The sequence below is a fragment of the Pseudomonas sp. UBA6753 genome (assembly GCF_002453565.1).
GTDB classification, from domain to species: Bacteria; Pseudomonadota; Gammaproteobacteria; order Pseudomonadales; family Pseudomonadaceae; genus Aquipseudomonas; species Aquipseudomonas putida_Z.
Genome location: NZ_DKHD01000002.1, coordinates 55,136 through 79,609, shown reverse-complemented (window position 1 = coordinate 79,609; position 24,474 = coordinate 55,136). Strand labels below are relative to the sequence as shown.

Here is a 24,474-nt window from a genome sequence, read left to right as displayed (position 1 = left end):
GCATTCAGTTTTTTATCGAGTCCAAATAATCGGCCCATGTCTGCATCATTTCGCGGCGCTCCGGCAAGAAGGTGGTTCGATCGTACGCACGTCCCAGCGGATTTTTTACCGTGTGAGCAAGCTGATGCTCCAGGAGATCGGGGCGAAATCCTAGCACCTCCGCACCTATGGTTCTCGCTGTCGCACGAAAGCCGTGCCCAGTCATTTCGTCGCCGCTGATGTCCATGCGGCGTAATGCGCTGAGTACGGCATTGTTGGACATCGGCCGGTCGCCTCCTCGTGCCGAGGGGAAGGCGTACCGATGTCTGCCGGTGAGTGGTTTCAGCTCGCGCAGAACCGCGACTGCTTGTTGGCTGAGAGGAACCAAATGATCCGGCCGATCCTGTTTGGTGGCAGTAAGCCCTTTCATCTTGTGACCAGGAATCAACCATTCGCCCGTATCCAGATTGACCTCCGACCACTCCATGTGACGCAGGTCTCCGGGTCGGCAGAACAGCAACGGAGCCAGTTTTAAGGCACAACAAACAGGCATCGTTCCGCTATAGCTATCCAGTGCTTTAAGCAGAGCGCCGAGCTTTTCAGGGTCGGTCACGGCAGCAAAGTGTTTCACCCGCTTGGCTGGGAGCGTACGTGAGAGATTCCCAATCTGGTTGGGTGGGGTGATGCCGGCAGCTTCGGCGAACTCGAAAATTTGCTTGTAGATCTGAGCAACACGACGTGCTGTCTCGCGCGCGCCGCGCTTGATGATGCGCTGGAGGTTTTCTACCAGCATAGGCGTGCTGATGCTGCTGATCGGGAGTTTCCCCAGCCAGGGGTAGGCATTGAGCTCAAGGCGCTGCCGCACCGTGCGGGTGTACTCCGGGTCCCAGGAGGACTCGCGAATACTCAGCCACTGCGTGGCAACTGACTCAAACGTGTGCTGGTGATCGAGCTGGCTGACCACCTTGGCCATGCGTCTTTGCAGTGAGGGGTCTTGGCCGCTGGCGAGCTGGACACGAGCATCATCACGTTTTCGCCGCGCCTCCTGCAGGCCGACCTCTGGGTAAACGCCAAGAGCCAAGCGTTTTTCCTTGCCCAGAAAGCGATACTTCAAGCGCCAGTAACGGCCTCCGTTGGGCTGCACTTCCAGGTACAAACCTTGTTCGTCATACAGGCGGTACGGCTTGTCCTGGGGCTTGGCGTTGCGGCAGTTGGTGTCTTTCAGGGGCATTGGGGGCACATCCTCTCCGAGCGAGCTGATGAGCGTTTTATGCCCCCATATATGCCCCCGTCAACCGTGGGATGCCCTGGGATCAGCTGGGAAAACGCGGGCAAGAAAAAAGCCGTAAAGCGTTGATTTCTCTAGGCTTTACGGCTTTTCTGGGTCTTCCTGGGAAGACAAATTGGTGGAGCCGGGGGGATTTGAACCCCCGTCCGCCAGTACTCCGCTGTCGGTACTACATGCTTAGCCGTGTCTACTGATTTAATCCGCAGCCGCCCGACGGGCAGGGTGCTTTGGATGAGTTGTGTAAGTTTTAGTCACTTCGCCCACAACGTGCTACGCGACGATCCTGTTCTGTATGACAATCAGTTCGGGTTTACAGGCATCCCCTAGTGATTGCTGGAGCCGAAGCTACCAGAAGCGTAGGTTTTTCTTACGCTGCGAGAGCGTAAGAGCCTTCCTCGCCGTAGTAAGTGTCATTGGCAACTATAAAAGTTGCAACAGTGGATTTACGAGTTCTGTTACCAACTCGGCATGCACCTAGAGTTTCGCTACCGGCGTCGAATCCTAATCGGCCCCACACTAGCTCTTGGCTAACGCACCTTACGGTACGTGAGGCGGAGTATACGCCATTGCGCGGGCGACGTCGACAGCCGGTCCGGTCGCCCGCTTTTGGGCTCACGCGCCGCTACCGCCGCCGCTGGTGCCGCTGCCTTTCTCGGTTTTTTCCAGGCGCTCCAGGACCTTGCTGGTAATGGCGATGCATTCCTTGGTGTCGCCCGAGGCTTGGGCAGCCTTGGCTTTGTCGACGTGCTCGGTAATGGCCTTGTCCAGGCCTTCGGAGGTGGCGCCGGCGGTGGCCATGCTGTCGTCGATCTTTTGCAGGTTGGCGGTGCACAGGTCTTCGGCGGCGAACACCGGCGAAGCCAGCAGGGTGGCGGCCGCGAACAGGGCCGAAAGCGCGGTACCTTTCATGGGAGTCTCCTTCTGGGCCTCTGGAAGGTGGGCCTGTAAGGGTGGACTGTGGGGGAATGGCGGGGGTTCAATCGGGATGCTGGCGGGATGGCACCGGCTGCGCCGGTGTTCGCGGGCATGCCCGCTCCCACAGGGATTGCGGCAGCTATCAGGTTTTGCGTTAAACGGTCAGGTCAATGCCGGTGTACAGGTACAGCGTGGGCCTAAAGCCGGTGCAGTACCTGTAGGAGCGGGCGTGCCCGCGAAGCAGGCTATGCGGTGTATGACACCGGCTGCGCCGGTGTTCGCGGGCTTGCCCGCTCCCACAGGGATTGAGGCAGCTATCAGATTTTGCGTTGAACGGTCAGGCCAATGCCGGTGTACAGGTAAAGCGTGGACTCAAAGCCGGCGCGGTACCTGTGGGAGCGGGCGTGCCCGCGAAGCAGGCTATGCGGTGTATGGCACCGGCTGCGCCGGTGTTCGCGGGCTTGCCCGCTCCTACAGGGAGTGCGGCAGCTATCAGATTTTGCGTTGAACGTTCGGGCCAATGCCGGTGTACAGGTAAAGCGTGGACCCAAAGCCGGCGCGATACCTGTGGGAGCGGGCGTGCCCGCGAAGCAGGCAGTGCGGTGTATGACACCGGCTGCGCCGGTGTTCGCGGGCTTGCCCGCTCCCACGGGGGATTGCGGCAGCTATTAGATTTTGCGTTAAACGGTCAGATGCTACGCGGCCGGGTGACGCGGTCTACCAGGTAGACCAGCCCGTGGTAGTCGATGCCGCTATGGCTGGACAGGCCGATCTCGCAGGTGCGGCTGGTGGAAATGCCTTCGCTGCAATACTGCACCGCATCCTTCAGGCTGCGCAGCGAGTGGGCGTTGAGCTCGGGGGTGGTGAAGCCTTTGTCACCGGCAAAGCCGCAGCAGTGTATGCCCTCCGGGATCACCACCTGTTTGCTGCAACGCCGCGCCAAATCGATCAGCGCCTGGCTTTCGCCCAGGTGTTGGGTGCTGCAGGTCACATGCACAGCCACTGGTTCGTCCTGGGGGGTGAACTCCAAGCGCTCGAGCAGGTGGGTGCGGATGAAGCGCACCGGGTCGTACAGGTCCAGCCGGGTGTCGCTCAGGTCTTGCACCAGGCGCAGGGTGCAGGGGCTGGTGTCGCAGTAGATCGGGTCGAGGCCGCCGCGGCTTGCGTGCAGCAGGGCTGCAATCAGTTCCTGGCGTTTGTGTTCGGCCTGCTCGGGATAGCCCTTGGAGGCGAACGGCTGGCCGCAGCACAGGCTGTCGGCGTTGTCGGGGAACACCACCTGGTAACCAGCCTTTTCCAGCAGGGCGCGGGTCTTGTCCAGCAGCGAGCTCTGCTCGCGGTCGGCATAGGCCGGGCCCATCACCCGCGAGACGCAGGCGGCCAGGTACACCACGCGAGGGCGGGCATCGTTGCTGGCCGGGCCGATGTCCAGTGGGCGCAGGGGTTGTGGCATCGCCGGGGTCCACTGTGGCAGGCGGCCTTTGCTGGCTTTGTTCAGCGAGGCGCTCAGGCGGCCCAGGCGTGGGGCGCCGAGCAGCTTGCGTGCGGTGTTGGCGGCGGTCAGGGTCAGGCGCGCGCCGCCCAGCGCGGTGTGGAAGTGTTCGGCCAGCCAATCGGCGGTTTTTTCGTGCTCGGCGGCCTGGCTGCGCAATTTCTTCACCAGTTCGCCGGTGTTGATGCCGACCGGGCAGCGCTGGGCGCACAGGCCAGTGGCGGCGCAGGTGTCGATGCCCTGGTACTGGTAGGTCTGGCGCAGTTCGCGGGTGTCGATGCCGGCGCGCTGTTTGGCCTGGATGTCACGCCACATGACGATGCGCTGGCGCGGGCTGAGGGTCAGGCCTTTGGACGGGCAAACCGGTTCGCAGAAGCCGCACTCGATGCACTTGTCGACGATCTCGTCGGCAGCGGGCAGCGGCTTGAGGTTCTTCAGGTGAATGTCCGGATCCTCGCTCAGCACCACGTCGGGGTTGAGAATGCCATTGGGGTCGAGCAGGCGCTTCAGCTTCCACATCAGTTGGTAGGCGTCATGGCCCCATTCCAGCTCCACGAACGGTGCCATGTTGCGCCCGGTGCCGTGCTCGGCCTTGAGCGAGCCGCCGAACTCTACCGCCACCAGTTGCGCCACATCGTCCATGAAGGCCTGGTATCGGGCGACTTCCTCGGCACTGTTGAAGCCCTGGGTGAAGACGAAGTGCAGGTTGCCTTCCAGGGCATGGCCGAAAATGATCGCTTCGTCGTAGCGGTGCTTGTCGAACAGCTGGATCAGGCGGTTGACGCCTTCGGCCAGTTGCTCGATGGGGAAGGTGACGTCTTCGATGATGACTGTGGTGCCGGTCTGGCGCACGGCGCCGACGGCGGGGAAGGTGTCCTTGCGGATTTTCCATAGCTGGTTGTACACGGCCGGGTCTTCGCTGAAGTCCACCTGCTGTTCCAGCGGGAAGTCGGCGATCGAAGCCATCACCTGTTGCAGCTGTTCATGCAGCAGGCTCTGGCTGGCGGCGCGGGACTCGATCAGCAGGGCGCAGGCATTGTCCGACAGGCCTTTTACCCACAGCGGCATGCCGGGCATGTTCTGCACCGAGCGCAGGCTGCGGCGGTCGAGCAGCTCCACGGCCGAGACCGGCTGGCGCTTGAGTACGGTCACCGCGCGGCAGCAGCTTTCCACGCTGGGGAACACCAGCAGGGCGCTGGCCTTGTGCGGGTGGTCGGGCACGGTGTCATAGGTGACGGCACTGATGAAGCCCAGGGTGCCTTCGGAACCGACCAGCAGGTGCTGCAGGATATCCAGCGGTTGGTCGTAGTCCACCAGCGCGTTCAGCGACAGGCCGGTGGTGTTCTTCAGCCGGTACTTGTGCCGGATGCGCTCGGCGAGTGCAGTGTTGGCGCGGGTCTCGCGGCCCAGGAGGGCCAGTGCTTCCAGCAGGTCGGCGTGGCTGGCCTCGAACGCGGCGACGCTGGCCGGGTCTTCGCTGTCCAGGCGCGTGCCGTCGGCCAGCACCAGGCGCAGGCCGGCCAGGGTGTGGTAGGTATTCTGCGCGGTGCCGCAGCACATGCCGCTGGCGTTGTTGGCGACGATGCCGCCGATCTTGCAGGCGTTGATCGAGGCTGGGTCGGGGCCGATCTTGCGCCCGAAGGGGGCCAGCCAGGCATTGGCCTGGGCGCCGATGACGCCGGGCTGCAGGCGGATCTGCTCGCCTTGGCCGCGGATTTCACGGCCGTTCCAGTTATCGCCCAGCACGATCAGCACCGAGTCGCTGATGGCCTGGCCGGACAGGCTGGTGCCGGCGGCGCGGAAGGTGACCGGCACCCGCTCGCGTTGGGCCAGTTTGATCAGGCCTACCACTTCGTCTTCGGACTCGACGCGCACCACCAGCTTGGGGATCAGCCGGTAGAAGCTGGCGTCGGTGCCGAAGGCCAGGGTGGAGGTGGGGTCGTCGAAGCGGCGTTCGGCGGGGATCAGGCGCTCGGCATCACGCAGGAACGCGGCGGGCAGGCTCATGCAGTCTCCTCGCGGGGCCGTGGCGTCTGTGCGCCACATGCCCCGGGTCAATCAGGCGGTCGTTCTTGCGGGCGTTCAGGCGCCCAGTTCGCGTACCAGCGAGTCGCGGGTGATTTCGCTGATCGACTTGGCGCCGGTCAGCACCATCGCTACGCGCATTTCCTTCTCGAACAGCTCCAGCAGGTTCTTCACCCCGGCCTGGCCGTGCACGGCAAGGGCGTAGAGGAAGGCGCGGCCGATCAGTACGGTATCGGCGCCCAGGGCGATCATGCGCACCACGTCGAGGCCGCTACGGATGCCGGAGTCGGCGAGGATCTTCAGGTCACCTTTGACCGCATCGGCAATTGCCGGCAGGGCACGGGCGCTGGACAGCACGCCGTCGAGCTGGCGGCCGCCGTGGTTGGACACGACGATGCCGTCGGCACCGAACCTGACCGCATCGCGGGCGTCATCGGCATCGAGGATGCCCTTGATGATCATCGGGCCGTCCCAGAACTCGCGGATCCACTCCAGGTCTTTCCAGGAGATCGATGGGTCGAAGTTGTTGGCCAGCCAGCCAATGTAGTCGGCAAGGCCGGTGGGGTTGCCACGGTAGGTGGAAATGTTGCCCAGGTCGTGCGGGCGCCCCATCACGCCGACATCCCATGCCCACTCGGGGTGAGTCATGGCTTGCAGCACGCGGCGCAGCGGGCCGTTCTTGCCGCTCATGCCAGAGTGGGCATCGCGGTAGCGGGCGCCGGGTGTCGGCATGTCGACGGTGAACACCAGGGTCTTTACCCCGGCGGCCTTGGCCCGCTCCAGGGCGTTGCGCATGAAGCCGCGGTCCTTGAGCACGTACAGCTGGAACCACATCGGCCGGTCGATGGCCGGGGCCACTTCTTCGATCGGGCACACCGACACGGTGGACATGGTGAACGGAATACCGTGGGCAGCCGCCGCGCGCGCCGCCTGCACTTCACCACGGCGGGCGTACATGCCGGTGAGGCCGACCGGGGCCAGGGCCACCGGCATGCTCAGGGTTTCGTCGAACAGTTTGGTCTGAAGGCTGAGCTCGGACATGTTCTTCAGCACGCGCTGACGCAGGGCAATGCTGGCCAGGTCCGAGACGTTGTGGCGCAGGGTGTGCTCGGCGTAGGCGCCGCCGTCGGCATAGTGGAACAGGAAGGGAGGCAGCTTGCGTTGGGCCGCGGCGCGATAGTCGGTAGAGGCGGAAATGATCATGGATTCTCGCAGCGTTGCGTGTGGGGATTGCCGGGCGCGCGATGGCACCCGGCCCCTTTCACTTTAGTGATGAACCAGCATGCCGGTCAGCCAGTAGGCCTGGATCAGAGTGATCAGGCCGACGATGGTGGCGAAGAACAGGCTGTGCTTGACGGTGAAGCGGAACAGGTCGGATTCCTTGCCAACCAGGCCGGTGGCGGCGCAAGCCACGGCGATCGACTGCGGCGAGATCATCTTGCCGGTCACGCCGCCGCTGGTGTTGGCCGCTACCAGCAGAGTGTCGTTGACCCCGATCTGGTGCGCGGTGGTGGCCTGCAGCGAGCTGAACAGGGCGTTGGACGAGGTGTCGGAACCGGTCAGGAACACGCCCAGCCAGCCGAGGAACGGCGAGAAGAACGGGAACGCGGCACCGGTACCGGCCAGCACCAGAGCCATGGTCGAGGACATGCCCGAGTAGTTGGTGACGAAGGCGAAGGCCAGCACCATGCCGATCGACAGGATTGGCCAGCGCAGCTCCCAGAAGGTTTCCTTGAAAGTGGTCAGACCAGTTTTGAAATTGATCTTCAGCACGGCCATGGAGATCAGCGCCGAGAGGAAGATCGCGGTGCCGGTGGCAGAGATCGGGTCGAGCTTGAACACCGCTGGCATGGCGGTTGGCGCAGCGACGATCGGTGCGGTCTTGATCACCAGTTGGTCGAGGTGCGGGATGGCGAAGTTGAACACGAAGTTGTACATCGCGCCGCCCGGGGCGAAGGCCGCCTTGAACGGTTTCAGGGTCCAGATGGTGACCAGCACGGTGAGGATCAGGAACGGCGACCAGGCTTTGAAGATCTCGCCAAAGCTGTAGGGGCTTGGCTGGCTGCCGCTTGGCTGAACCACGGCGGCGCCGACGCTGCCTTTGGCTTCGGCGAACGAACGCTTGGGCTGCCAGACCTTCAGGAACAGGGTCAGGGCGATCAGGCTGGCCAGGGCCGAGGTGATGTCCGGCAGCTCCGGGCCGATGAAGTTCGAGGTGAAGTACTGGGTGACGGCGAAGCTCAGGCCGGCGACCAGGGCGGCAGGCCAGGTTTCCTTCACGCCACGCAGGCCGTCCATCATGAATACCAGCCAGAACGGCACGAACAGCGACAGCAGTGGCAGCTGGCGACCGGTCATGGCGCCGATGTGGAAGGCGTCGATGCCGGTGACCTGGCCGGCCACGATGATCGGGATGCCCAGGGCGCCGAAGGCCACTGGCGCGGTGTTGGCGATCAGGCACAGGCCGGCGGCGTACAGCGGGTTGAAGCCCAGGCCCACCAGCAGCGCGGCAGTGATTGCCACCGGTGCGCCAAAGCCTGCCGCACCTTCCAGGAAGGCACCGAAGCAGAAGCCGATCAGCAGCACTTGCAGGCGCTGGTCGTCGGTAATCGACAGCACCGAGCTGCGGATCACTTCGAACTGGCCGCTCTTGACCGTGAGTTTGTACAGGAACACCGCGGCAACGATGATCCAGGCAATCGGCCAGAGGCCGTAGAGGAAGCCATAACCTGCGGCGGCGAATGCCATGTCGACAGGCATCTGGAAGGCGAAGATCGCCACCAGGATCGACAATGCGAGGGTGATGCTGCCGGCCACGTGGCCTTTGAGGCGGAACACGGCGAGGGCAAGGAAGAAGAAGACGATGGGAATGACCGCCGCCAGTGCGGACAGGCCAAGACTACCAAGCGGACTATAGATTTGTTGCCAGGTTTGCATATGGGGTGGCCCCTAATTGTTGTTGGTCAGGCACTGGCATTGGATAATTGGTAAGACCAATTTACAATGGCTGGGCGCTAGGTTAAAAGCGTCTTCGTGGGTGTGTCAATTTGTCCCGTGCAAAACTTTGGTCGCGTGCCGATGAGCGGGCGCCTGGTGGGCAGGGAAAATCGTCGCCTGGTGGGTGTTTGCGCGATCTGGATCGGCGAGAATAGGCGCCCCTGAAATCTGCCGGGGGTTTGTGGAGAGCATGTGATGGTTTTTGATCAGGTCCGCCAGCGGCGCCTGTCCGACGACATTGTCGATCGGTTGGAAGGGATGATTCTGGAGGGCACGCTGACCTCGGGGCAGCGGCTGCCGGCCGAGCGCGTCCTTGCCGAGCAGTTCGGCGTGTCCCGCCCGTCACTGCGTGAGGCGATCCAGAAGCTGGTGGCCAAGGGGCTGCTGGTCAGCCGCCAGGGTGGGGGCAATTTTGTCGCCGAGTCCCTGGGGTCCACTTTCAGCGACCCGTTGCTGCAGCTGCTCGAGCACAGTGCCGAGGCGCAGCGTGACCTGCTCGAATTCCGCCATACCCTGGAGGCTTCCTGCGCCTACTACGCGGCCCAGCGCGCGACCCAGCCGGACCGGGCGCGGCTGAAGGCGGCGTTCGATGCGCTGCAGGACTGCTATGCCAGGGCCGACGAAGTGACCCGGGCGGAGGAGGGCGCGGCCGATGCGCGCTTCCACCTGGCGATTGCCGAGGCCAGCCATAATGCCGTGCTGCTGCACACCATTCGGGGCTTGTTCGACCTGCTCAAGCGCAACGTGGTGACCAACATCGGCGGCATGTACCAGCAACGGACCGAGACCCGGGACATGCTGATCAGCCAGCACCGGGAGCTGTACCTGGCGATAGTCGAGGGCAGGGCGGAGGATGCGCGGGAAGTGTCCAGCCGGCACATTCTGTATGTGCAGGAGGTGCTGGAAGAGGCGCACGAAGAAGCGCAGCGAGTGGCGCGGGCGGAGCGGCGTAGCGGGCGTTGAGATCGGTGTTGGAATCTTCGCGGGCTTGCCCGCTCCCACAGGAGATGCGCCGGACCTGAAGGCGGCGCGATACCTGTGGGAGCGGGCGAGCCCGCGAAGAGGCCGAAGCAGGCTGAAGAAGAGGTATTACTCTTCCTTGCCCTTGTTCCGCACAGCCCGCTGCAGCTCGCGGTTGGAATCGCGCTCGCGCATGGTGTCGCGCTTGTCGAATTCCTTCTTGCCCTTGCCGAGTGCGATTTCGCACTTGATCAGGTGCTTGCTCCAGTACAGCGCCAGGGCCACGCAGGTGTAGCCCTTTTGCGCCACGGCCGCTTCCAGGCGCTCGAGCTCGCGCTTGTTCAGCAGCAGCTTGCGAGTGCGGATGGGGTCGGCGATGACGTGGGTGCTGGCCGTGGTCAGCGGGGTGATGTGGCTGCCGAACAGCCAGGCCTCACCGTCCTTCAGCAGCACATAGCTGTCAGTCAGGTGCGCCTTGCCGGCTCGCAGGCTTTTTACTTCCCAGCCGGACAGGACCAGCCCGGCCTCGAACTTGTGTTCGATGAAGTAATCGTGTCGCGCCTTCTTGTTCTGCGCGATGGTCCCGGTCGGATGTTTCTTTTGTTTAGCCATAGGGGCGGCATTATAGGCAGTCGCCGCGTTGTCGGCTATGGGATTTCGGTGTGCTTGAGCCACTGCAATGAATACCGGACAATACAGCCCCTGTCCTTGCGACAGAACCTGTTTTCGGCACGCTGCGAAGCGCCGCCACCCAGCCTTGGAAGTGATGCCTGGATGACTACCCATATTCAACGCTCCGCCCTGCTGCCATACCCTGCCCAGGCGCTTTACGATCTGGTCAACGATGTGGCCAGCTATCCGCAGTTCCTGCCTTGGTGCTCGGCCTCGACGGTGATCGAAGCCAGCGACACGCACATGCGCGCCAAGCTCGATGTTGCCAAGGGCGGCATCAGCCAGCACTTCGTCACGCGCAATGTACTGGTGCCGGGGCAGTCCATCGAGATGAACCTGGAAGAGGGGCCGTTCACTCAGCTGCATGGCCTGTGGGTGTTCAAGCCATTGGGGGACAAGGCCTGCAAGATCAGCCTGGACCTGTCGTTCGATTATGCCGGCCCGCTGGTGCGCGCGACCCTGGGCCCGCTGTTCAACCAGGCGGCCAATACGCTGGTGGATGCGTTCTGCCAGCGTGCCAAGCAGCTGAATGCCTGACTGAAAAGGTGGCAACAAAAAGCCCGGACCAGGTCCGGGCTTTTTTGTATCTGCTCGCCGCTTATTGAGGCGAGGTTTCCAGCGGAGCCGGAGTCGGGACCGGGGTGGTCTCGATGGTGTCGATCTCGCGCTGGATGGATTCTTCCACCGAGCCTGGCTTGGCTGGTTTTTCTTCAGGCTGCACGGCTGGCTGCTCTGGCTGGTTGGCGGGGCTGACCGTGGTGTCGCTGCTGCCGCCGAGGATTTCCTGGTCGCGGCTGACGCCTGGCATGAAGTCGCCAGAAAGGCTGACCAACTGGTCGCTTTCGTTGAAGAACACGCTCATGCGTTCTTGCTGGCGTTTGCCGCCGCCTGGCTGCAGGCTGTACAGGTAATCCCAACGGTTGGTGTTGAAGGTGTCCTGGATCAGCGGGTTACCCATGATAAACCTTACTTGCCGGCGGGTCATTCCGGGGCGCAATTGGTCTATCATGTCTTGCGTAACGACATTGCCCTGCTGGATGTCGATTTTGTAAACCCCGGGAAACGAGCAACCGGCGAGTGCGAGCAGTCCCACTAGGGTGAGGCTGGTTAGCAAGAGCTTGGTGTTTTGCATCGGTGGGCGACTTCCACTATCTTGGCTGGACAACGTAAACCCCGATCATACCCGTATTAAGAGAAGCTGCGAAGCAGCATCGGCGAGAAAGCTGACCATGGTTGAAAATAGCGAATTGCGCAAAGCCGGTCTCAAGGTGACCCTGCCTCGAGTCAAGATCCTTCAGATGCTCGACTCCACCGAGCAGCGTCACATGAGCGCCGAGGATGTCTACAAGGCGCTGATGGAGGCTGGCGAGGACGTGGGCCTGGCCACCGTCTACCGCGTACTGACCCAGTTCGAAGCGGCGGGTCTGGTGGTTCGCCACAACTTCGACGGCGGTCATGCGGTGTTCGAGCTGGCCGATGGCGGTCACCACGACCATATGGTCAACGTGGACACCAGTGAAGTCATCGAGTTCATGGATGCCGAGATCGAGAAGCGCCAGCGCGAAATCGTGGCCGAGCATGGCTACGAGCTGGTGGACCACAATCTGGTCCTGTATGTGCGTAAAAAGAAGTAACGATTTTTTATCGTTATGAATGGCAAAGGCGACCTTCGGGTCGCCTTTGTGCTTTCTGGGGTTGGAAGATGTGTTGTCGGTACTGGCCTCTTCGCGGGCACGCCCGCTCCCACAGGATGATCACAGGACCTGAAATCTGTGGCGTACCTGTGGGAGCGGGCGTGCCCGCGAATTGTCCTGAAAAATGAGGGCTCAGGCCTTGCCGCTTACCACCATCTTGCGCGCATGCGCCAGGGATTCCTTGGTCAGGTCTATGCCGCCCAGCATCCGTGCCACTTCCTCCACTCGCTCGCGTTTGCCCAGGTTGGCCACGGCGGTGTGGGTGGTGTCGCTGTTGCGCACCTTGTGCACGAACAGGTGGTGATGCCCTTGTGCCGCCACCTGCGGCAGGTGGGTAACGGTCAGCACCTGGCCGCGTTCGCCCAGGCGGCGCAGCAGTTGGCCGACGATTTCGGCAGTAGGGCCGCCGATACCGACGTCGACTTCGTCGAACACCAGGGTTGGAATGCGTGAGGTCTGCGCGGTAATTACCTGGATCGCCAGGCTGATGCGGGACAGTTCGCCACCTGAAGCCACCTTGGCCAGGCCCTTGAGCGGTTGGCCAGGGTTGGCGCTGACCAGTAGTTCGATCTGCTCCAGGCCATGAGGCGAAAGGTCTGCTCCCTCATTGGGGGTAAGTGCGATGCAGAAGCGCCCGCCGGGCATGCCCAGGCGTTGGATCTCCTGCTCGACGGCCACTGCCAGCTGCTGGGCAGCCTGTTGGCGCAGTGCGCTGAGCTCGCGAGCCTTCTCTTTATAGTGCTGGGCGAAGGCGGCCAGCTCTTCACCCAACCGCTCGATCGACTCGTCACTGGCGTTCAGGCCCTCCAGCTCTTCCATCAGCTGCTGTTGCAGGTGGGGCAGTTCGGTGGGGTGCACACGGTGTTTGCGCGCCAGCGTATAGATAGTGTCGAGGCGTTCTTCCAGTGCCTGCAGGCGCATGGGGTCGGCGTCGAAGTTGTCGAGAAAGCGGTTGAGCTCGCCCACGGCTTCCTCGACCTGGATCTGCGCACTGGCGATCAGGTTGGCTGCTTCGCCCAGTGCCTTTGGCGAATTGGTGGCGGCACCCAGGCGGTTGAGGCTGGAGGTGAGGGCGCTGAGCACATTGCCCGAATCGCTCTCGCTGCACTGGTCGATGACCTGGCGGCAGATGCCGAACAGGGCTTCGGCGCTGGTCAGGTTCTTGTGTTCCTGCTCCAACTGCTCCAGCTCGTGTTCGCCCAGGCCGAGGTTGTCCAGTTCCTCCAGCTGATAGCTCAGCAGCTGATGGCGGGCGCGCTGCTCGTCGCCGGAGTTGGACAGGCGCTCCAGTTCCAGGCGGGTCTGGTTCCAGCGCTTGGCCGCCAGCTGTACCTGGCGGGCCAGGTCGACGGCGCCGGCGTACTCGTCGAGCAGGCGGCGGTGGGTGTCGGTCTTGAGTAGTGACTGGTGCTCGTGCTGGCTGTGGATATCGATCAGCAACTCGCCCAGCGCCTTGAGGTCGCCGAGCGGGCAGGGCGTGCCGTTGATGTAGCCGCGGCTGCGGCCTTCGGCAGTGATCACCCGGCGCAGGATGCACAGGCCGTCGTTGTCCAGGTCGCGCTCGGCCAGCCAGGCATGCGCCTCGGGGATGTCCACCAGATCGAAGGTGGCGAGGATGTCTGCCTTGTCCGTGCCGGGGCGCACCACGCCGCTGTCGGCCCGGTCGCCCAGTGCCAGGCCGAGGGCGTCGAGCATGATCGACTTGCCGGCACCGGTCTCGCCGGTGATGACGGACATGCCGCGGGCGATTTCGAGGTCGAGGTGCTCGACGATGGCGTAGTTGTGAATGGACAGGTGCACCAGCATGGGGCGGCTCCCGAAAGTCAGGTCTGGTTATTTATACAGTACTTTTTTCAGGCCTGCCAATGCCCCTTGGCAGATTCTGTTGCAGCCGGGAAAACCACCTTGCCCCTTGAAGCTGGTTTTTCCGGCCCCATATAGCCGACATCCAAGGCGAGCCTGGCTCGCAGTCCACAAAATTGCGCAGGAGAGACCCCATGGCTGACGAACAGCTGAACGAGAAAGACCTTAACGTCGAAGAGACCGGTGCAGGTAATGCTGCCGACGCCCGCGTCCTGGAACTCGAGGAGCAGCTGGCCGCCGCCAAGGACCAGGCGCTGCGCGCCGTTGCCGACGTGCAGAACGCTCGCCGTCGTGCCGAACAGGACGTCGAGAAAGCCCATAAGTTTGCCCTCGAGAAGTTCTCGGGCGACCTGCTGCCTGTGATCGACAGCCTGGAACTGGCCCTGGCGCACTCCAGTGCCGACGATGAGCACGTCAAGCAGATCCGCGAAGGCGTCGAGCTGACCCTGAAGATGTTCCAGGACACCCTCAAGCGTTACAACCTCGAAGCAGTCGACCCGCACGGCCAGCCGTTCAATCCAGAGCATCATCAGGCCATGGCCATGCAGGAAAACGCCGAAGTCGAGCCGAACAGCGTGCTGAACGTCTTCCAGAAGGGCTATCTGCTCAACGGCCGCCTGCTGCGCCCTGCCATGGTGGTGGTCAGCAAGGCGCCGAGCGCGGCGCAGCCCTCGATTGATGAAAAGGCTTGAAATCCTTCCGGGCATCCCCATCTAGGTGTCAAGCCTTCAAGTATTACTGCAGTTGGCCAAAGTAGTCGCTGCTACCAAATTCAAGTTTCGGGAGAGTTAACATGGGTAAAATCATCGGTATCGACCTGGGGACCACCAACTCGTGCGTCTCTGTTCTGGAAAACGGTAACGTCAAGGTCATCGAAAACGCCGAAGGTGCGCGTACCACCCCTTCGATCGTGGCCTACGCCAATGATGGCGAAATCCTGGTTGGTCAGTCGGCCAAGCGTCAGGCGGTCACCAATCCGCACAACACTCTGTTCGCAGTGAAGCGCCTGATTGGCCGTCGCTTCGAAGAAGACGTGGTGCAGAAAGACATCAAGCTGGTGCCTTACAAGATCGTCAAGGCCAGCAACGGCGACGCCTGGGTACAAGCCAGCGGCAAGGACATGGCTCCGCCGCAGATCAGCGCCGAAGTCCTGAAGAAAATGAAGAAAACCGCCGAAGACTACCTCGGCGAGCCAGTTACCGAAGCGGTCATCACCGTTCCGGCGTACTTCAACGACAGCCAGCGTCAGGCCACCAAGGATGCCGGTCGCATCGCTGGCCTGGACGTAAAACGCATCATCAACGAGCCGACTGCCGCTGCGCTGGCTTACGGCATGGACAAGGCCAAGGGCGACCACACCGTCATCGTTTATGACCTGGGTGGCGGTACCTTCGACGTTTCGGTCATCGAAATCGCCGAAGTCGATGGTGAGCACCAGTTCGAAGTACTGGCTACCAACGGCGACACCTTCCTGGGTGGCGAAGACTTCGACATGCGCCTGATCGACTACCTCGTCGACGAGTTCAAGAAAGAGTCCGGCATGGACCTGAAGAACGATCCGCTCGCGCTGCAGCGTCTGAAAGAAGCCGCTGAAAAGGCCAAGATCGAACTGTCCTCCGCTCAGTCGACCGACGTGAACCTGCCGTACATCACTGCAGACGCTACCGGTCCGAAGCACCTGAACGTGAAGATTTCCCGTGCCAAGCTGGAATCTCTGGTCGAAGACCTGGTTGCCCGTACCATCGAGCCTTGCCGCATCGCTCTGAAAGACGCTGGCATCGATGCCAGCAAGATCGACGACGTGATCCTGGTCGGCGGTCAGACCCGCATGCCGCTGGTGCAGAAAGCCGTTGCCGACTTCTTCGGCAAGGAAGCACGCAAGGACGTCAACCCGGACGAAGCCGTGGCCATGGGTGCTGCCATCCAGGGCGCCGTGCTGGCCGGTGACGTGAAAGACGTACTGCTGCTGGACGTCAGCCCGCTGACCCTGGGTATCGAAACCATGGGTGGCGTGATGACTTCGCTGATCGAGAAGAACACCACCATCCCGACCAAGAAGTCGCAGGTGTTCTCGACTGCCGATGACAACCAGGGTGCCGTGACCATTCACGTACTGCAGGGTGAGCGCAAGCAGGCTGCCCAGAACAAGTCGCTGGGCAAGTTCGACCTGGCTGACATTCCGCCGGCTCCGCGTGGCGTGCCGCAGATCGAAGTAACCTTCGACATCGACGCCAACGGCATCCTGCACGTCAGCGCCAAGGACAAGGCCACCGGCAAGTCGCAGTCGATCGTGATCAAGGCCAACTCCGGCCTGTCGGACGAAGAGATCGAGCGCATGGTGCGTGACGCCGAGGCCAATGCCGAGGAAGACCGCAAGTTCGAAGAGCTGGCCGCTGCCCGTAACCAGGGTGATGCGCTGGTTCACTCGACCCGCAAGATGGTCGCTGACGCTGGTGACAAGGTTACCGCCGAAGAGAAAACCGCCATCGAGGCTGCCGTTGTTGCCCTGGAAGCCGCTGTCAAAGGCGACGACAAGGCTGCCATCGACGCCAAGGTCGAAGAGCTGTCCAAGGTATCGGCACCGGTTGCCCAGAAGATGTACGCCGAGCAGTCGGCAGAGCAGCCTCAGGGCGGCGCGCAGCAGGCCGAACCGGAAGCCAAGCACGATGACGTGGTTGACGCTGAGTTCGAAGAAGTGAAAGACAACAACAAGCAGTAATCCCTGCATGTTGTCGGCCGGTTCACCGCCGTTTGGTGGTGAGCTGGTAGGATGTCGCCGCGCGGGGGCTTGCTCCCGCGTTGGCGTATCTGGAATTCGAGAATTTTTACAGCATCTGTCAGTGGCCCTGGTGGGCAAAAGGCAGGTGCTGATGGCGCGGCGCAGATGCCAGACGCCCAACAAGGTGCAAATGACCTATGTCCAAGCGTGATTATTATGAGGTACTGGGTGTCGAGCGCGGCGCCAGCGAAGCTGACCTCAAGAAGGCTTACCGCCGCCTGGCGATGAAGTACCACCCGGACCGTAACCCGGGCGACAAAGAGTCGGAAGACAAGTTCAAGGAAGCCAACGAGGCCTACGAAGTGCTGTCTGACGCCAGCAAGCGTGCGGCCTTCGACCAGTACGGCCATGCGGGTGTAGACCCGAGCATGGGGGGCGGTGGCGCCGGTTTCGGCGGTGCCAACTTCTCCGACATCTTCGGCGATGTGTTCAGCGACTTCTTCGGTGGCGGCCGCGGCGGCTCGCGTGGCGGCGCCCAGCGCGGCAGCGACTTGCGCTACACCCTGGAACTGAACCTGGAAGAGGCGGTGCGTGGCACCACGGTCAGCATCCGCGTGCCCACCTTGGTCAACTGCCAGCCTTGCGACGGCTCCGGTGCCAAGAAGGGCTCGACCCCGTCCACCTGCCCGACTTGTGGTGGTATCGGCCAGGTGCGCATGCAGCAGGGCTTCTTCTCGGTACAGCAGACCTGCCCGCGCTGCCATGGCCAGGGCAAGATCATTACCGACCCCTGCACCTCGTGCCATGGCGAAGGTCGTGTCGAGGAATACAAGACGCTGTCGGTCAAGGTGCCGGCAGGTGTCGATACCGGCGACCGCATCCGCCTGTCGGGCGAGGGCGAGGCTGGTACCCATGGTGGCCCGACTGGCGACCTGTATGTGGTGATCAACGTACGTGAGCACGAGATCTTCCAGCGTGATGGCAAGCACCTGTACTGCGAAGTACCGATCAGCTACACCGATGCCGCCCTGGGTGGCGAGCTGGAAGTGCCGACCCTCGATGGTCGGGTGAAGCTGAAGATCCCGGAAGGTACCCAGACCGGCAAGCAGTTCCGCCTGCGCGGCAAGGGTGTTGCCCCGGTACGTGGTGGTGGTGCGGGTGACCTGCTGTGCCGCGTGGCGGTGGAAACCCCGGTCAACCTCAGCCGCCGCCAGCGCGAGTTGCTCGAAGAGCTGCGTGATTCGCTGGAAGGCGATAGCTCCCACTCGCCCAAGGCCAGTGGCTGGTTCGATGGCGTGAAGCGCTTCTTCGGCGATCTCTGACAAGGAAATGGCTATGCGACGTATTGCAGTGATGGGCGCGGCAGGGCGGATGGGCAAGACCCTCGTCGAAGCCGTGCAGCAGCAGGCTCCCCAGGCGGGCCTGACGGCGGCGATCGACCGCCCGGACAGCTCGCTGGTAGGGGCTGATGCTGGTGAGCTGGCGGCCCTGGGCCGTATTGGTGTGCCGATTTCCGACGACCTGAGCAAGGTGGTCGATGAGTTCGACGTGCTGATCGACTTCACCCACCCTTCGGTAACCCTGAAGAACCTGGCGTTCTGCCGCAAGGCGGGCAAGGCGATGGTCATCGGCACCACTGGCTTCACTCCAGAAGAGAAGCAGCAGTTGGCCGAAGCCGGCAAGGAAATCCCGATCGTCTTCGCCGCCAACTTCAGCGTCGGCGTCAACCTGTGCCTGAAGCTGCTGGATACCGCGGCGCGCGTGCTGGGTGACGATGTGGATATCGAAATCCTCGAAGCGCATCACCGGCACAAGGTCGATGCGCCGTCGGGCACCGCGCTGCGCATGGGTGAAGTGGTTGCCCAGGCGCTGGGTCGCAACCTGCAGGAAGTGGCCGTGTATGGCCGTGAAGGGCAGACCGGTGCGCGTGAGCGTCAGACCATCGGCTTCGCCACCGTGCGTGCCGGTGATGTGGTGGGTGACCATACCGTGCTGTTCGCTGCTGAAGGTGAGCGCGTCGAGATTACCCACAAGGCTTCCAGCCGCATGACCTTCGCCAAGGGCGCCGTGCGTGCGGCGCTGTGGCTGGACGGGCGTGAGCCTGGCCTGTACGACATGCAGGATGTGCTCGAGCTGCGTTAAGCAGTTGGAGTGGTGTTGGCTTCTTCGCGGGCTTGCCCGCTCCCACAGGGATAGCGCAAGCCTGGAGGTTTGTGGAGCCTTGTGGGAGCGGGCAAGCCCGCGAAGAAGCCGGCACAGATGTCAGCCTGTCGCATTGATGTGTTTTAGAGGCACATCCGCGGTAGACCGAAAACGCACTTTTCTGTAAGCTACAGCTTTAGTGTGTCCACTAAAAGCGCGCAGCGAATTGAATTCAGCACATGAAAGCGGGGTGACGTGTCCATACGTCACTCCGCTTTTTTGCAACCTGCGATCGCCCTTTCATGCTTGATTTACGGGAGGTCTTCTTGACAAAGCCAGCCATACTCGCCCTTGCCGACGGCAGTATTTTCCGCGGTGAAGCTATCGGTGCCGACGGTCAGACCGTCGGTGAGGTGGTATTCAACACCGCTATGACCGGCTACCAGGAAATCCTTACAGACCCTTCCTACGCGCAGCAAATCGTTACCCTGACCTACCCGCACATCGGCAACACCGGTACTACCCCGGAAGACGCCGAGTCGAACCGCGTCTGGTCCGCTGGCCTGGTCATTCGTGACCTGCCGCTGCTGGCCAGCAACTGGCGTAACAGCCAGTCGCTGCCTGAGTACCTCAAGGCCAACAACGTCGTCGCCATCGCTGGCATCGACACCCGTCGCCTGACCCGAATCCTGCGTGAAAAGGGCGCTCAGAACGGTTGTATCCTCGCCGGTGACAACATCAGCGAAGAAGCCGCCATCGCCGCTGCCCGCGCCTTCCCGGGCCTGAAGGGCATGGACCTGGCCAAGGTCGTTTCCACCAAGGAACGCTACGAGTGGCGCTCCAGCGTGTGGGAACTGAAGACCGACAGCCACCCGACTATCGAAGCCGCTGACCTGCCATACCACGTGGTCGCCTTCGACTACGGCGTCAAGTTGAACATCCTGCGCATGCTGGTTGCCCGTGGCTGCCGCGTGACCGTGGTGCCGGCCCAGACCCCGGCCAGCGAAGTGCTGGCACTCAACCCGGACGGCGTGTTCCTGTCCAACGGCCCTGGCGACCCCGAGCCGTGCGACTACGCCATCCAGGCGATCAAGGACATCCTCGAGACCGAGATCCCGGTATTCGGCATCTGCCTGGGCCACCAGCTGCTGGCACTGGCTTCTGGCGCCAAGACCGTGAAAATGGGCCACGGCCACCACGGTGCCAACCACCCGGTCCAGGACCTGGACACCGGCGTGGTCATGATCACCAGCCAGAACCACGGCTTTGCCGTTGACGAGGCCACCCTGCCGGGCAACGTCCGCGCCATCCACAAGTCGCTGTTCGACGGCACCCTGCAGGGTATCGAGCGTACCGACAAGAGCGCGTTCAGCTTCCAGGGCCACCCTGAAGCGAGCCCAGGCCCGACCGACGTCGCGCCACTGTTCGATCGTTTCATCGATGCCATGGCCAAGCGCCGCTGAGCATCCTGCTTCAAGGCCCCGGGCCGGCTTGCGCCGCGCCCGGAAGCGCCTGACCCAGATTGTTCAAAGCGGCTTGCCGACTGACCCCGGATTTGAGTGACAACCATGCCAAAACGTACAGACATCAAAAGCATCCTGATTCTCGGCGCTGGCCCGATCGTGATCGGCCAGGCCTGCGAATTCGACTACTCCGGCGCCCAGGCTTGTAAGGCCCTGCGCGAGGAAGGTTTCCGCGTCATCCTGGTGAACTCCAACCCGGCCACCATCATGACCGACCCGGCCATGGCCGACGCCACCTACATCGAGCCGATCAAGTGGCAGTCGGTGGCCAAGATCATCGAGAAAGAGCGCCCGGACGCACTGCTGCCGACCATGGGTGGCCAGACTGCACTGAACTGCGCCCTGGACCTGGAGCGCCACGGCGTTCTGGAAAAGTTCGGCGTGGAAATGATCGGTGCCAACGCCGACACCATCGACAAGGCCGAAGACCGCTCGCGCTTCGACAAGGCGATGAAGGACATCGGCCTGGAGTGCCCGCGCTCCGGTATCGCCCACAGCATGGAAGAAGCCAACGCCGTCCTCGAGCGCCTGGGCTTCCCGTGCATCATCCGTCCGTCGTTCACCATGGGCGGCACCGGTGGTGGTATCGCCTACAACCGTGAAGAGTTCGAAGAAATCTGCGCCCGTGGCCTGGACCTGTCGCCGACCAGGGAACTGCTGATCGACGAATCGCTGATCGGCTGGAAGGAATACGAGATGGAGGTGGTCCGCGACAAGAAGGACAACTGCATCATCGTCTGCTCGATCGAGAACTTCGACCCGATGGGCGTGCACACCGGTGACTCGATCACCGTTGCCCCGGCACAGACCCTGACCGACAAGGAATACCAGATCATGCGCAACGCCTCGCTGGCGGTGCTGCGTGAAATCGGTGTGGAAACCGGCGGTTCCAACGTGCAGTTCGGTATCTGCCCGAACACTGGCCGCATGGTCGTGATCGAGATGAACCCGCGCGTTTCGCGTTCCTCGGCGCTGGCCTCCAAGGCCACCGGCTTCCCGATCGCCAAGATCGCTGCCAAGCTGGCTGTCGGCTACACCCTCGACGAACTGCAGAACGACATCACCGGCGGCCGCACCCCAGCGTCCTTCGAGCCGTCGATCGACTACGTCGTCACCAAGCTGCCGCGTTTCGCCTTCGAGAAATTCCCGAAAGCCGACGCCCGCCTGACCACCCAGATGAAGTCCGTGGGTGAAGTCATGGCCATCGGCCGTACCTTCCAGGAGTCCCTGCAGAAAGCCCTGCGCGGCCTGGAAGTCGGCGCCTGCGGCCTCGACCCGAAAGTCGACCTGGCCAACCCTGAAGCCAGCAGCATCCTCAAGCGCGAGCTGACCGTACCGGGCGCCGAGCGTATCTGGTACGTGGCTGACGCCATGCGTGCCGGCATGACCTGCGAGCAGATCTTCGACCTGACCGGCATCGACATGTGGTTCCTGGTGCAGATGGAAGACCTGATCAAGGAAGAGGAGAAGGTCAAGACCCTGGCCCTGTCGTCGATCGACAAGGACTACATGCTGCGCCTCAAGCGCAAGGGCTTCTCCGACCAGCGCCTGGCCAAGCTGCTGGGTATCACCGACAAGAACCTGCGCCGTCACCGCCACAAGCTGGAAGTGTTCCCGGTCTACAAGCGCGTCGACACCTGCGCTGCCGAGTTCGCCACCGACACCGCCTACCTGTACTCCACCTACGAGGAAGAGTGCGAGGCCAACCCGTCGACCCGCGACAAGATCATGATCCTGGGTGGCGGCCCTAACCGTATCGGCCAGGGTATCGAGTTCGACTACTGCTGCGTACACGCCGCACTGGCGCTGCGTGAAGACGGTTACGAGACCATCATGGTCAACTGCAACCCGGAAACCGTCTCCACCGACTACGACACCTCCGACCGCCTGTACTTCGAGCCGCTGACCCTGGAAGACGTGCTGGAAGTGTGCCGCGTCGAGAAGCCGAAAGGCGTGATCGTCCACTACGGCGGCCAGACCCCGTTGAAACTGGCCCGCGCCCTGGAAGAAGCCGGCGTACCGATCATCGGTACCAGCCCTGACGCCATCGACCGCGCCGAAGACCGCGAGCGCTTCCAGCAGATGGTTCAGCGCCTGAACCTGCTGCAGCCGCCAAACGCCACCGTGCGCAGCGAAGAAGAAGCCATCAGCGCCGCTGGCGGCATCGGCTACCCGCTGGTAGTGCGCCCGTCGTACGTGCTGGGCGGCCGTGCCATGGAAATCGTCTACGAACTGGACGAGCTCAAGCGCTACCTGCGTGAAGCCGTACAGGTGTCCAACGACAGCCCGGTACTGCTCGACCACTTCCTCAACTGCGCCATCGAGATGGATGTGGATGCGGTGTGCGACGGCACCGACGTGGTGATCGGCGCGATCATGCAGCACATCGAACAGGCCGGCGTTCACTCCGGTGACTCGGCGTGCTCGCTGCCACCTTACTCGCTGAGCAAGGAAGTGCAGGACGAAGTCCGCGTACAGGTCAAGAAAATGGCCCTGGAGCTGGGCGTGGTCGGCCTGATGAACGTGCAGCTGGCCCTGCAGGGCGACAAGATCTACGTGATCGAGGTCAACCCGCGTGCTTCGCGTACCGTGCCGTTCGTCTCCAAGTGCATCGGCACCTCCCTGGCGATGATCGCGGCCCGCGTCATGGCTGGCAAAACCCTCAAAGAGCTGGGCTTCACCCAGGAAATCATCCCGAACTTCTACAGCGTCAAGGAAGCCGTCTTCCCGTTCGCCAAGTTCCCGGGGGTTGACCCGATCCTCGGCCCTGAGATGAAATCGACCGGTGAAGTCATGGGTGTCGGTGACAGCTTCGGTGAAGCCTTCGCCAAGGCCCAGATGGGTGCCAGCGAAGTGCTGCCGACTGGCGGTACCGCCTTCATCAGCGTGCGTGACGACGACAAGCCGCAAGTGGCTGGCGTTGCCCGCGATCTGATCGCCCTGGGCTTCGAAGTGGTTGCAACTGCCGGCACTGCCAAGGTTATCGAAGCGGCTGGCCTGAAAGTGCGCCGTGTGAACAAGGTGACCGAAGGTCGCCCGCACGTGGTCGACATGATCAAGAACGACGAAGTGTCGCTGATCATCAACACCACCGAAGGCCGCCAGTCGATCGCCGATTCCTACTCGATTCGTCGCAATGCGCTGCAGCACAAGATTTACTGCACCACTACCATTGCGGCCGGTGAAGCCATCTGCGAGGCGCTGAAATTCGGTCCGGAAAAGACCGTTCGTCGCCTGCAGGATCTGCATGCAGGACTGAAAGCATGAGCATTACCAAGTACCCTATGACCGTCCAGGGCGCTCGCGCCCTGGAAGAGGAGCACCTGTTCCTGAGCAAGACCGAGCGCCCGCGCCTGAGCCAGGCCATCGGCGAAGCGCGCGAACTGGGCGATCTCAAGGAAAACGCCGAATACCATGCCGCCCGTGAGGAGCAAGGCATGGTCGAGGCGCGTATCCGCGATATCGAAGGCCGCCTGCAGAACTCGGTGGTGATCGATGTGACCACCATCCCTCACACCGGCAAGGTGATTTTCGGTACCACAGTGGTATTGGCCAACACCGAAACCGATGAAGAGGTGTCCTACCAGATCGTCGGCGAGGATGAAGCTGACGTGAAGCAGGGCAAGCTCTCGAGCGGTGCGCCGATTGCCCGTGCCATCATCGGCAAGGAAGAAGGTGATACTGTCGTCGTCAAGACGCCTAGCGGGACGGTCGAGTACGAGATTGTCGAAGTCAAGCACATCTGACCGGCGCCTGCGGGCGCCATCCCTCGAGGGGATCCTCTGGCAGCTGGCCCAGGTTTTCTGGGTCGGTGGCTTGTGGGTGTTTCACGTGGGGCTGGTGCCCGCGCTCAAGGTCAGTGGCCTGGCGCCGCTGCTGGTGCAGGATATCGCCGGGCAGATCGACCGCTGGTTGATCGGTGTGGCGCTGCTTGGCTTGTTGACCCAGCTGGCGGTGCTGGCAAGGGTGGACGGCCTGTCGGCCTGGTGGCAGCAGTTCCGTGGCCAGATGCTGTTGCTCGGCTTCGGTGCCTGCGTGGGGTATTACACCTTGCGCTACGGTATTTCCGTTGGCGAGCGCTGGCAGCTGCTCTGTTTCCTGGTGCTGGGCTTTTCCGGCATCGTGCTGGTGGCCCAGCCGGTTCCGGTCAAGGTGCGCCGCTAAACGGCTCGAGATCGCTGGGGTCGCTTTGCGGCCCATCGCCG

Annotated in this window: 19 protein-coding genes and 1 other RNA gene; 11 read left to right on the top strand and 9 right to left on the bottom strand. The window is 62.6% G+C overall.

Features of this window, described 5'->3' with window-relative positions:
• Nucleotides 1–4: 4 nt before the first annotated feature.
• The 6 genes from B2790_RS00585 to B2790_RS00560 form a co-directional block, all read right to left on the bottom strand.
• Nucleotides 5–1,210 carry a tyrosine-type recombinase/integrase gene (locus B2790_RS00585; RefSeq protein ID WP_014754486.1) on the bottom strand — a complete coding sequence of 402 codons (1,206 nt, stop codon included), beginning with the start codon at nt 1,208–1,210 and terminating at the stop codon, nt 5–7.
• Nucleotides 1,211–1,383: 173 nt separating this feature from the next.
• Nucleotides 1,384–1,780: a transfer-messenger RNA gene (gene ssrA / locus B2790_RS00580) on the bottom strand.
• A 99-nt stretch (nt 1,781–1,879) separates the two neighbouring features.
• Nucleotides 1,880–2,176: a hypothetical protein gene (locus tag B2790_RS00575; RefSeq protein WP_013974305.1), complete on the bottom strand. Its 297-nt coding sequence runs from the start codon at nt 2,174–2,176 to the stop codon at nt 1,880–1,882.
• A gap of 694 nt (nt 2,177–2,870) precedes the next feature.
• The gene (locus B2790_RS00570) at nt 2,871–5,681 is read right to left on the bottom strand and encodes an FAD-binding and (Fe-S)-binding domain-containing protein (RefSeq protein ID WP_286918023.1); all 2,811 of its coding nucleotides are present in this window, start codon (nt 5,679–5,681) and stop codon (nt 2,871–2,873) included.
• 75 nt (nt 5,682–5,756) lie between these two features.
• Complete coding sequence (gene lldD, locus B2790_RS00565; RefSeq protein WP_013974303.1) at nt 5,757–6,902, bottom strand: FMN-dependent L-lactate dehydrogenase LldD; 1,146 nt, start codon at nt 6,900–6,902, stop codon at nt 5,757–5,759.
• Between the two features lie 63 nt (nt 6,903–6,965).
• Nucleotides 6,966–8,636: a lactate permease LctP family transporter gene (locus tag B2790_RS00560; RefSeq protein ID WP_015271872.1), complete on the bottom strand. Its 1,671-nt coding sequence runs from the start codon at nt 8,634–8,636 to the stop codon at nt 6,966–6,968.
• Nucleotides 8,637–8,891: 255 nt separating this feature from the next.
• Between B2790_RS00560 and B2790_RS00555 the strand changes: the two genes are divergently transcribed.
• Entirely contained in the window at nt 8,892–9,659 is a 768-nt protein-coding gene (locus B2790_RS00555; RefSeq protein ID WP_013974301.1) for an FCD domain-containing protein, read from the top strand.
• A gap of 126 nt (nt 9,660–9,785) precedes the next feature.
• Here the strand turns inward: B2790_RS00555 and smpB are convergent, their stop codons facing one another.
• The gene (gene smpB, locus B2790_RS00550) at nt 9,786–10,268 is read right to left on the bottom strand and encodes an SsrA-binding protein SmpB (protein WP_013974300.1); all 483 of its coding nucleotides are present in this window, start codon (nt 10,266–10,268) and stop codon (nt 9,786–9,788) included.
• Nucleotides 10,269–10,430: 162 nt separating this feature from the next.
• Here smpB and B2790_RS00545 point away from each other — a divergent pair, with 162 nt between their 5' ends.
• Complete coding sequence (locus tag B2790_RS00545) at nt 10,431–10,865, top strand: type II toxin-antitoxin system RatA family toxin (RefSeq protein WP_085591694.1); 435 nt, start codon at nt 10,431–10,433, stop codon at nt 10,863–10,865.
• A 61-nt stretch (nt 10,866–10,926) separates the two neighbouring features.
• Here the strand turns inward: B2790_RS00545 and B2790_RS00540 are convergent, their stop codons facing one another.
• Complete coding sequence (locus tag B2790_RS00540) at nt 10,927–11,460, bottom strand: outer membrane protein assembly factor BamE (RefSeq protein ID WP_075046430.1); 534 nt, start codon at nt 11,458–11,460, stop codon at nt 10,927–10,929.
• 97 nt (nt 11,461–11,557) lie between these two features.
• Here B2790_RS00540 and fur point away from each other — a divergent pair, with 97 nt between their 5' ends.
• Nucleotides 11,558–11,962 (top strand): ferric iron uptake transcriptional regulator, encoded by a 405-nt coding sequence (gene fur, locus B2790_RS00535; RefSeq protein WP_012274258.1) that lies wholly within the window; start codon nt 11,558–11,560, stop codon nt 11,960–11,962.
• A gap of 192 nt (nt 11,963–12,154) precedes the next feature.
• Here fur and recN read toward each other — a convergent pair whose 3' ends face one another.
• Nucleotides 12,155–13,828 carry a DNA repair protein RecN gene (gene recN, locus B2790_RS00530; RefSeq protein WP_025340710.1) on the bottom strand — a complete coding sequence of 558 codons (1,674 nt, stop codon included), beginning with the start codon at nt 13,826–13,828 and terminating at the stop codon, nt 12,155–12,157.
• Nucleotides 13,829–14,019: 191 nt separating this feature from the next.
• On the opposite strand from recN, the gene grpE reads away from it, so the two are divergent.
• From grpE to B2790_RS00490, 8 genes are all read left to right on the top strand, one after another.
• Nucleotides 14,020–14,577 carry a nucleotide exchange factor GrpE gene (gene grpE, locus B2790_RS00525; RefSeq protein ID WP_025340709.1) on the top strand — a complete coding sequence of 186 codons (558 nt, stop codon included), beginning with the start codon at nt 14,020–14,022 and terminating at the stop codon, nt 14,575–14,577.
• 101 nt (nt 14,578–14,678) lie between these two features.
• The gene (dnaK, locus tag B2790_RS00520) at nt 14,679–16,604 is read left to right on the top strand and encodes a molecular chaperone DnaK (protein WP_025340708.1); all 1,926 of its coding nucleotides are present in this window, start codon (nt 14,679–14,681) and stop codon (nt 16,602–16,604) included.
• Between the two features lie 197 nt (nt 16,605–16,801).
• On the top strand, nt 16,802–17,926 hold the full coding sequence (dnaJ, locus tag B2790_RS00515) for a molecular chaperone DnaJ (RefSeq protein ID WP_025340707.1): 1,125 nt from the start codon (nt 16,802–16,804) through the stop codon (nt 17,924–17,926).
• Nucleotides 17,927–17,939: 13 nt separating this feature from the next.
• Nucleotides 17,940–18,746, top strand: coding sequence for a 4-hydroxy-tetrahydrodipicolinate reductase (dapB, locus tag B2790_RS00510; RefSeq protein ID WP_013974295.1), 807 nt, complete (start codon nt 17,940–17,942; stop codon nt 18,744–18,746).
• 326 nt (nt 18,747–19,072) lie between these two features.
• On the top strand, nt 19,073–20,209 hold the full coding sequence (gene carA / locus B2790_RS00505) for a glutamine-hydrolyzing carbamoyl-phosphate synthase small subunit (RefSeq protein WP_286918022.1): 1,137 nt from the start codon (nt 19,073–19,075) through the stop codon (nt 20,207–20,209).
• Nucleotides 20,210–20,314: 105 nt separating this feature from the next.
• The gene (gene carB / locus B2790_RS00500; RefSeq protein ID WP_286918021.1) at nt 20,315–23,536 is read left to right on the top strand and encodes a carbamoyl-phosphate synthase large subunit; all 3,222 of its coding nucleotides are present in this window, start codon (nt 20,315–20,317) and stop codon (nt 23,534–23,536) included.
• Nucleotides 23,533–24,015, top strand: a complete 483-nt coding sequence (gene greA / locus B2790_RS00495) for a transcription elongation factor GreA (RefSeq protein ID WP_013974292.1) — start codon at nt 23,533–23,535, stop codon at nt 24,013–24,015. Before carB ends, greA begins: the two co-directional genes overlap by 4 nt.
• A complete protein-coding gene (locus B2790_RS00490; protein WP_049798463.1) occupies nt 23,993–24,433 on the top strand; it encodes a hypothetical protein in 441 nt (146 codons plus the stop codon). Before greA ends, B2790_RS00490 begins: the two co-directional genes overlap by 23 nt.
• The last annotated feature ends 41 nt before the right edge of the window (nt 24,434–24,474 follow it).

Bases quoted from the DNA above. Each gene is read 5' to 3' on its own strand.
- smpB (WP_013974300.1), bottom strand. From the start codon at position 10,268: ATGGCTAAACAAAAGAAACATCCGACCGGGACCATCGCGCAGAACAAG.
- dnaJ (WP_025340707.1), top strand. From the start codon at position 16,802: ATGTCCAAGCGTGATTATTATGAGGTACTGGGTGTCGAGCGCGGCGCC.
- B2790_RS00555 (WP_013974301.1), top strand. From the start codon at position 8,892: ATGGTTTTTGATCAGGTCCGCCAGCGGCGCCTGTCCGACGACATTGTC.
- fur (WP_012274258.1), top strand. From the start codon at position 11,558: ATGGTTGAAAATAGCGAATTGCGCAAAGCCGGTCTCAAGGTGACCCTG.
- dnaK (WP_025340708.1), top strand. From the start codon at position 14,679: ATGGGTAAAATCATCGGTATCGACCTGGGGACCACCAACTCGTGCGTC.
- carB (WP_286918021.1), top strand. From the start codon at position 20,315: ATGCCAAAACGTACAGACATCAAAAGCATCCTGATTCTCGGCGCTGGC.
- B2790_RS00540 (WP_075046430.1), bottom strand. From the start codon at position 11,460: ATGCAAAACACCAAGCTCTTGCTAACCAGCCTCACCCTAGTGGGACTG.
- B2790_RS00575 (WP_013974305.1), bottom strand. From the start codon at position 2,176: ATGAAAGGTACCGCGCTTTCGGCCCTGTTCGCGGCCGCCACCCTGCTG.
- B2790_RS00545 (WP_085591694.1), top strand. From the start codon at position 10,431: ATGACTACCCATATTCAACGCTCCGCCCTGCTGCCATACCCTGCCCAG.
- B2790_RS00570 (WP_286918023.1), bottom strand. From the start codon at position 5,681: ATGAGCCTGCCCGCCGCGTTCCTGCGTGATGCCGAGCGCCTGATCCCC.
- lldD (WP_013974303.1), bottom strand. From the start codon at position 6,902: ATGATCATTTCCGCCTCTACCGACTATCGCGCCGCGGCCCAACGCAAG.
- dapB (WP_013974295.1), top strand. From the start codon at position 17,940: ATGCGACGTATTGCAGTGATGGGCGCGGCAGGGCGGATGGGCAAGACC.
- grpE (WP_025340709.1), top strand. From the start codon at position 14,020: ATGGCTGACGAACAGCTGAACGAGAAAGACCTTAACGTCGAAGAGACC.
- B2790_RS00585 (WP_014754486.1), bottom strand. From the start codon at position 1,210: ATGCCCCTGAAAGACACCAACTGCCGCAACGCCAAGCCCCAGGACAAG.
- recN (WP_025340710.1), bottom strand. From the start codon at position 13,828: ATGCTGGTGCACCTGTCCATTCACAACTACGCCATCGTCGAGCACCTC.
- B2790_RS00560 (WP_015271872.1), bottom strand. From the start codon at position 8,636: ATGCAAACCTGGCAACAAATCTATAGTCCGCTTGGTAGTCTTGGCCTG.
- greA (WP_013974292.1), top strand. From the start codon at position 23,533: ATGAGCATTACCAAGTACCCTATGACCGTCCAGGGCGCTCGCGCCCTG.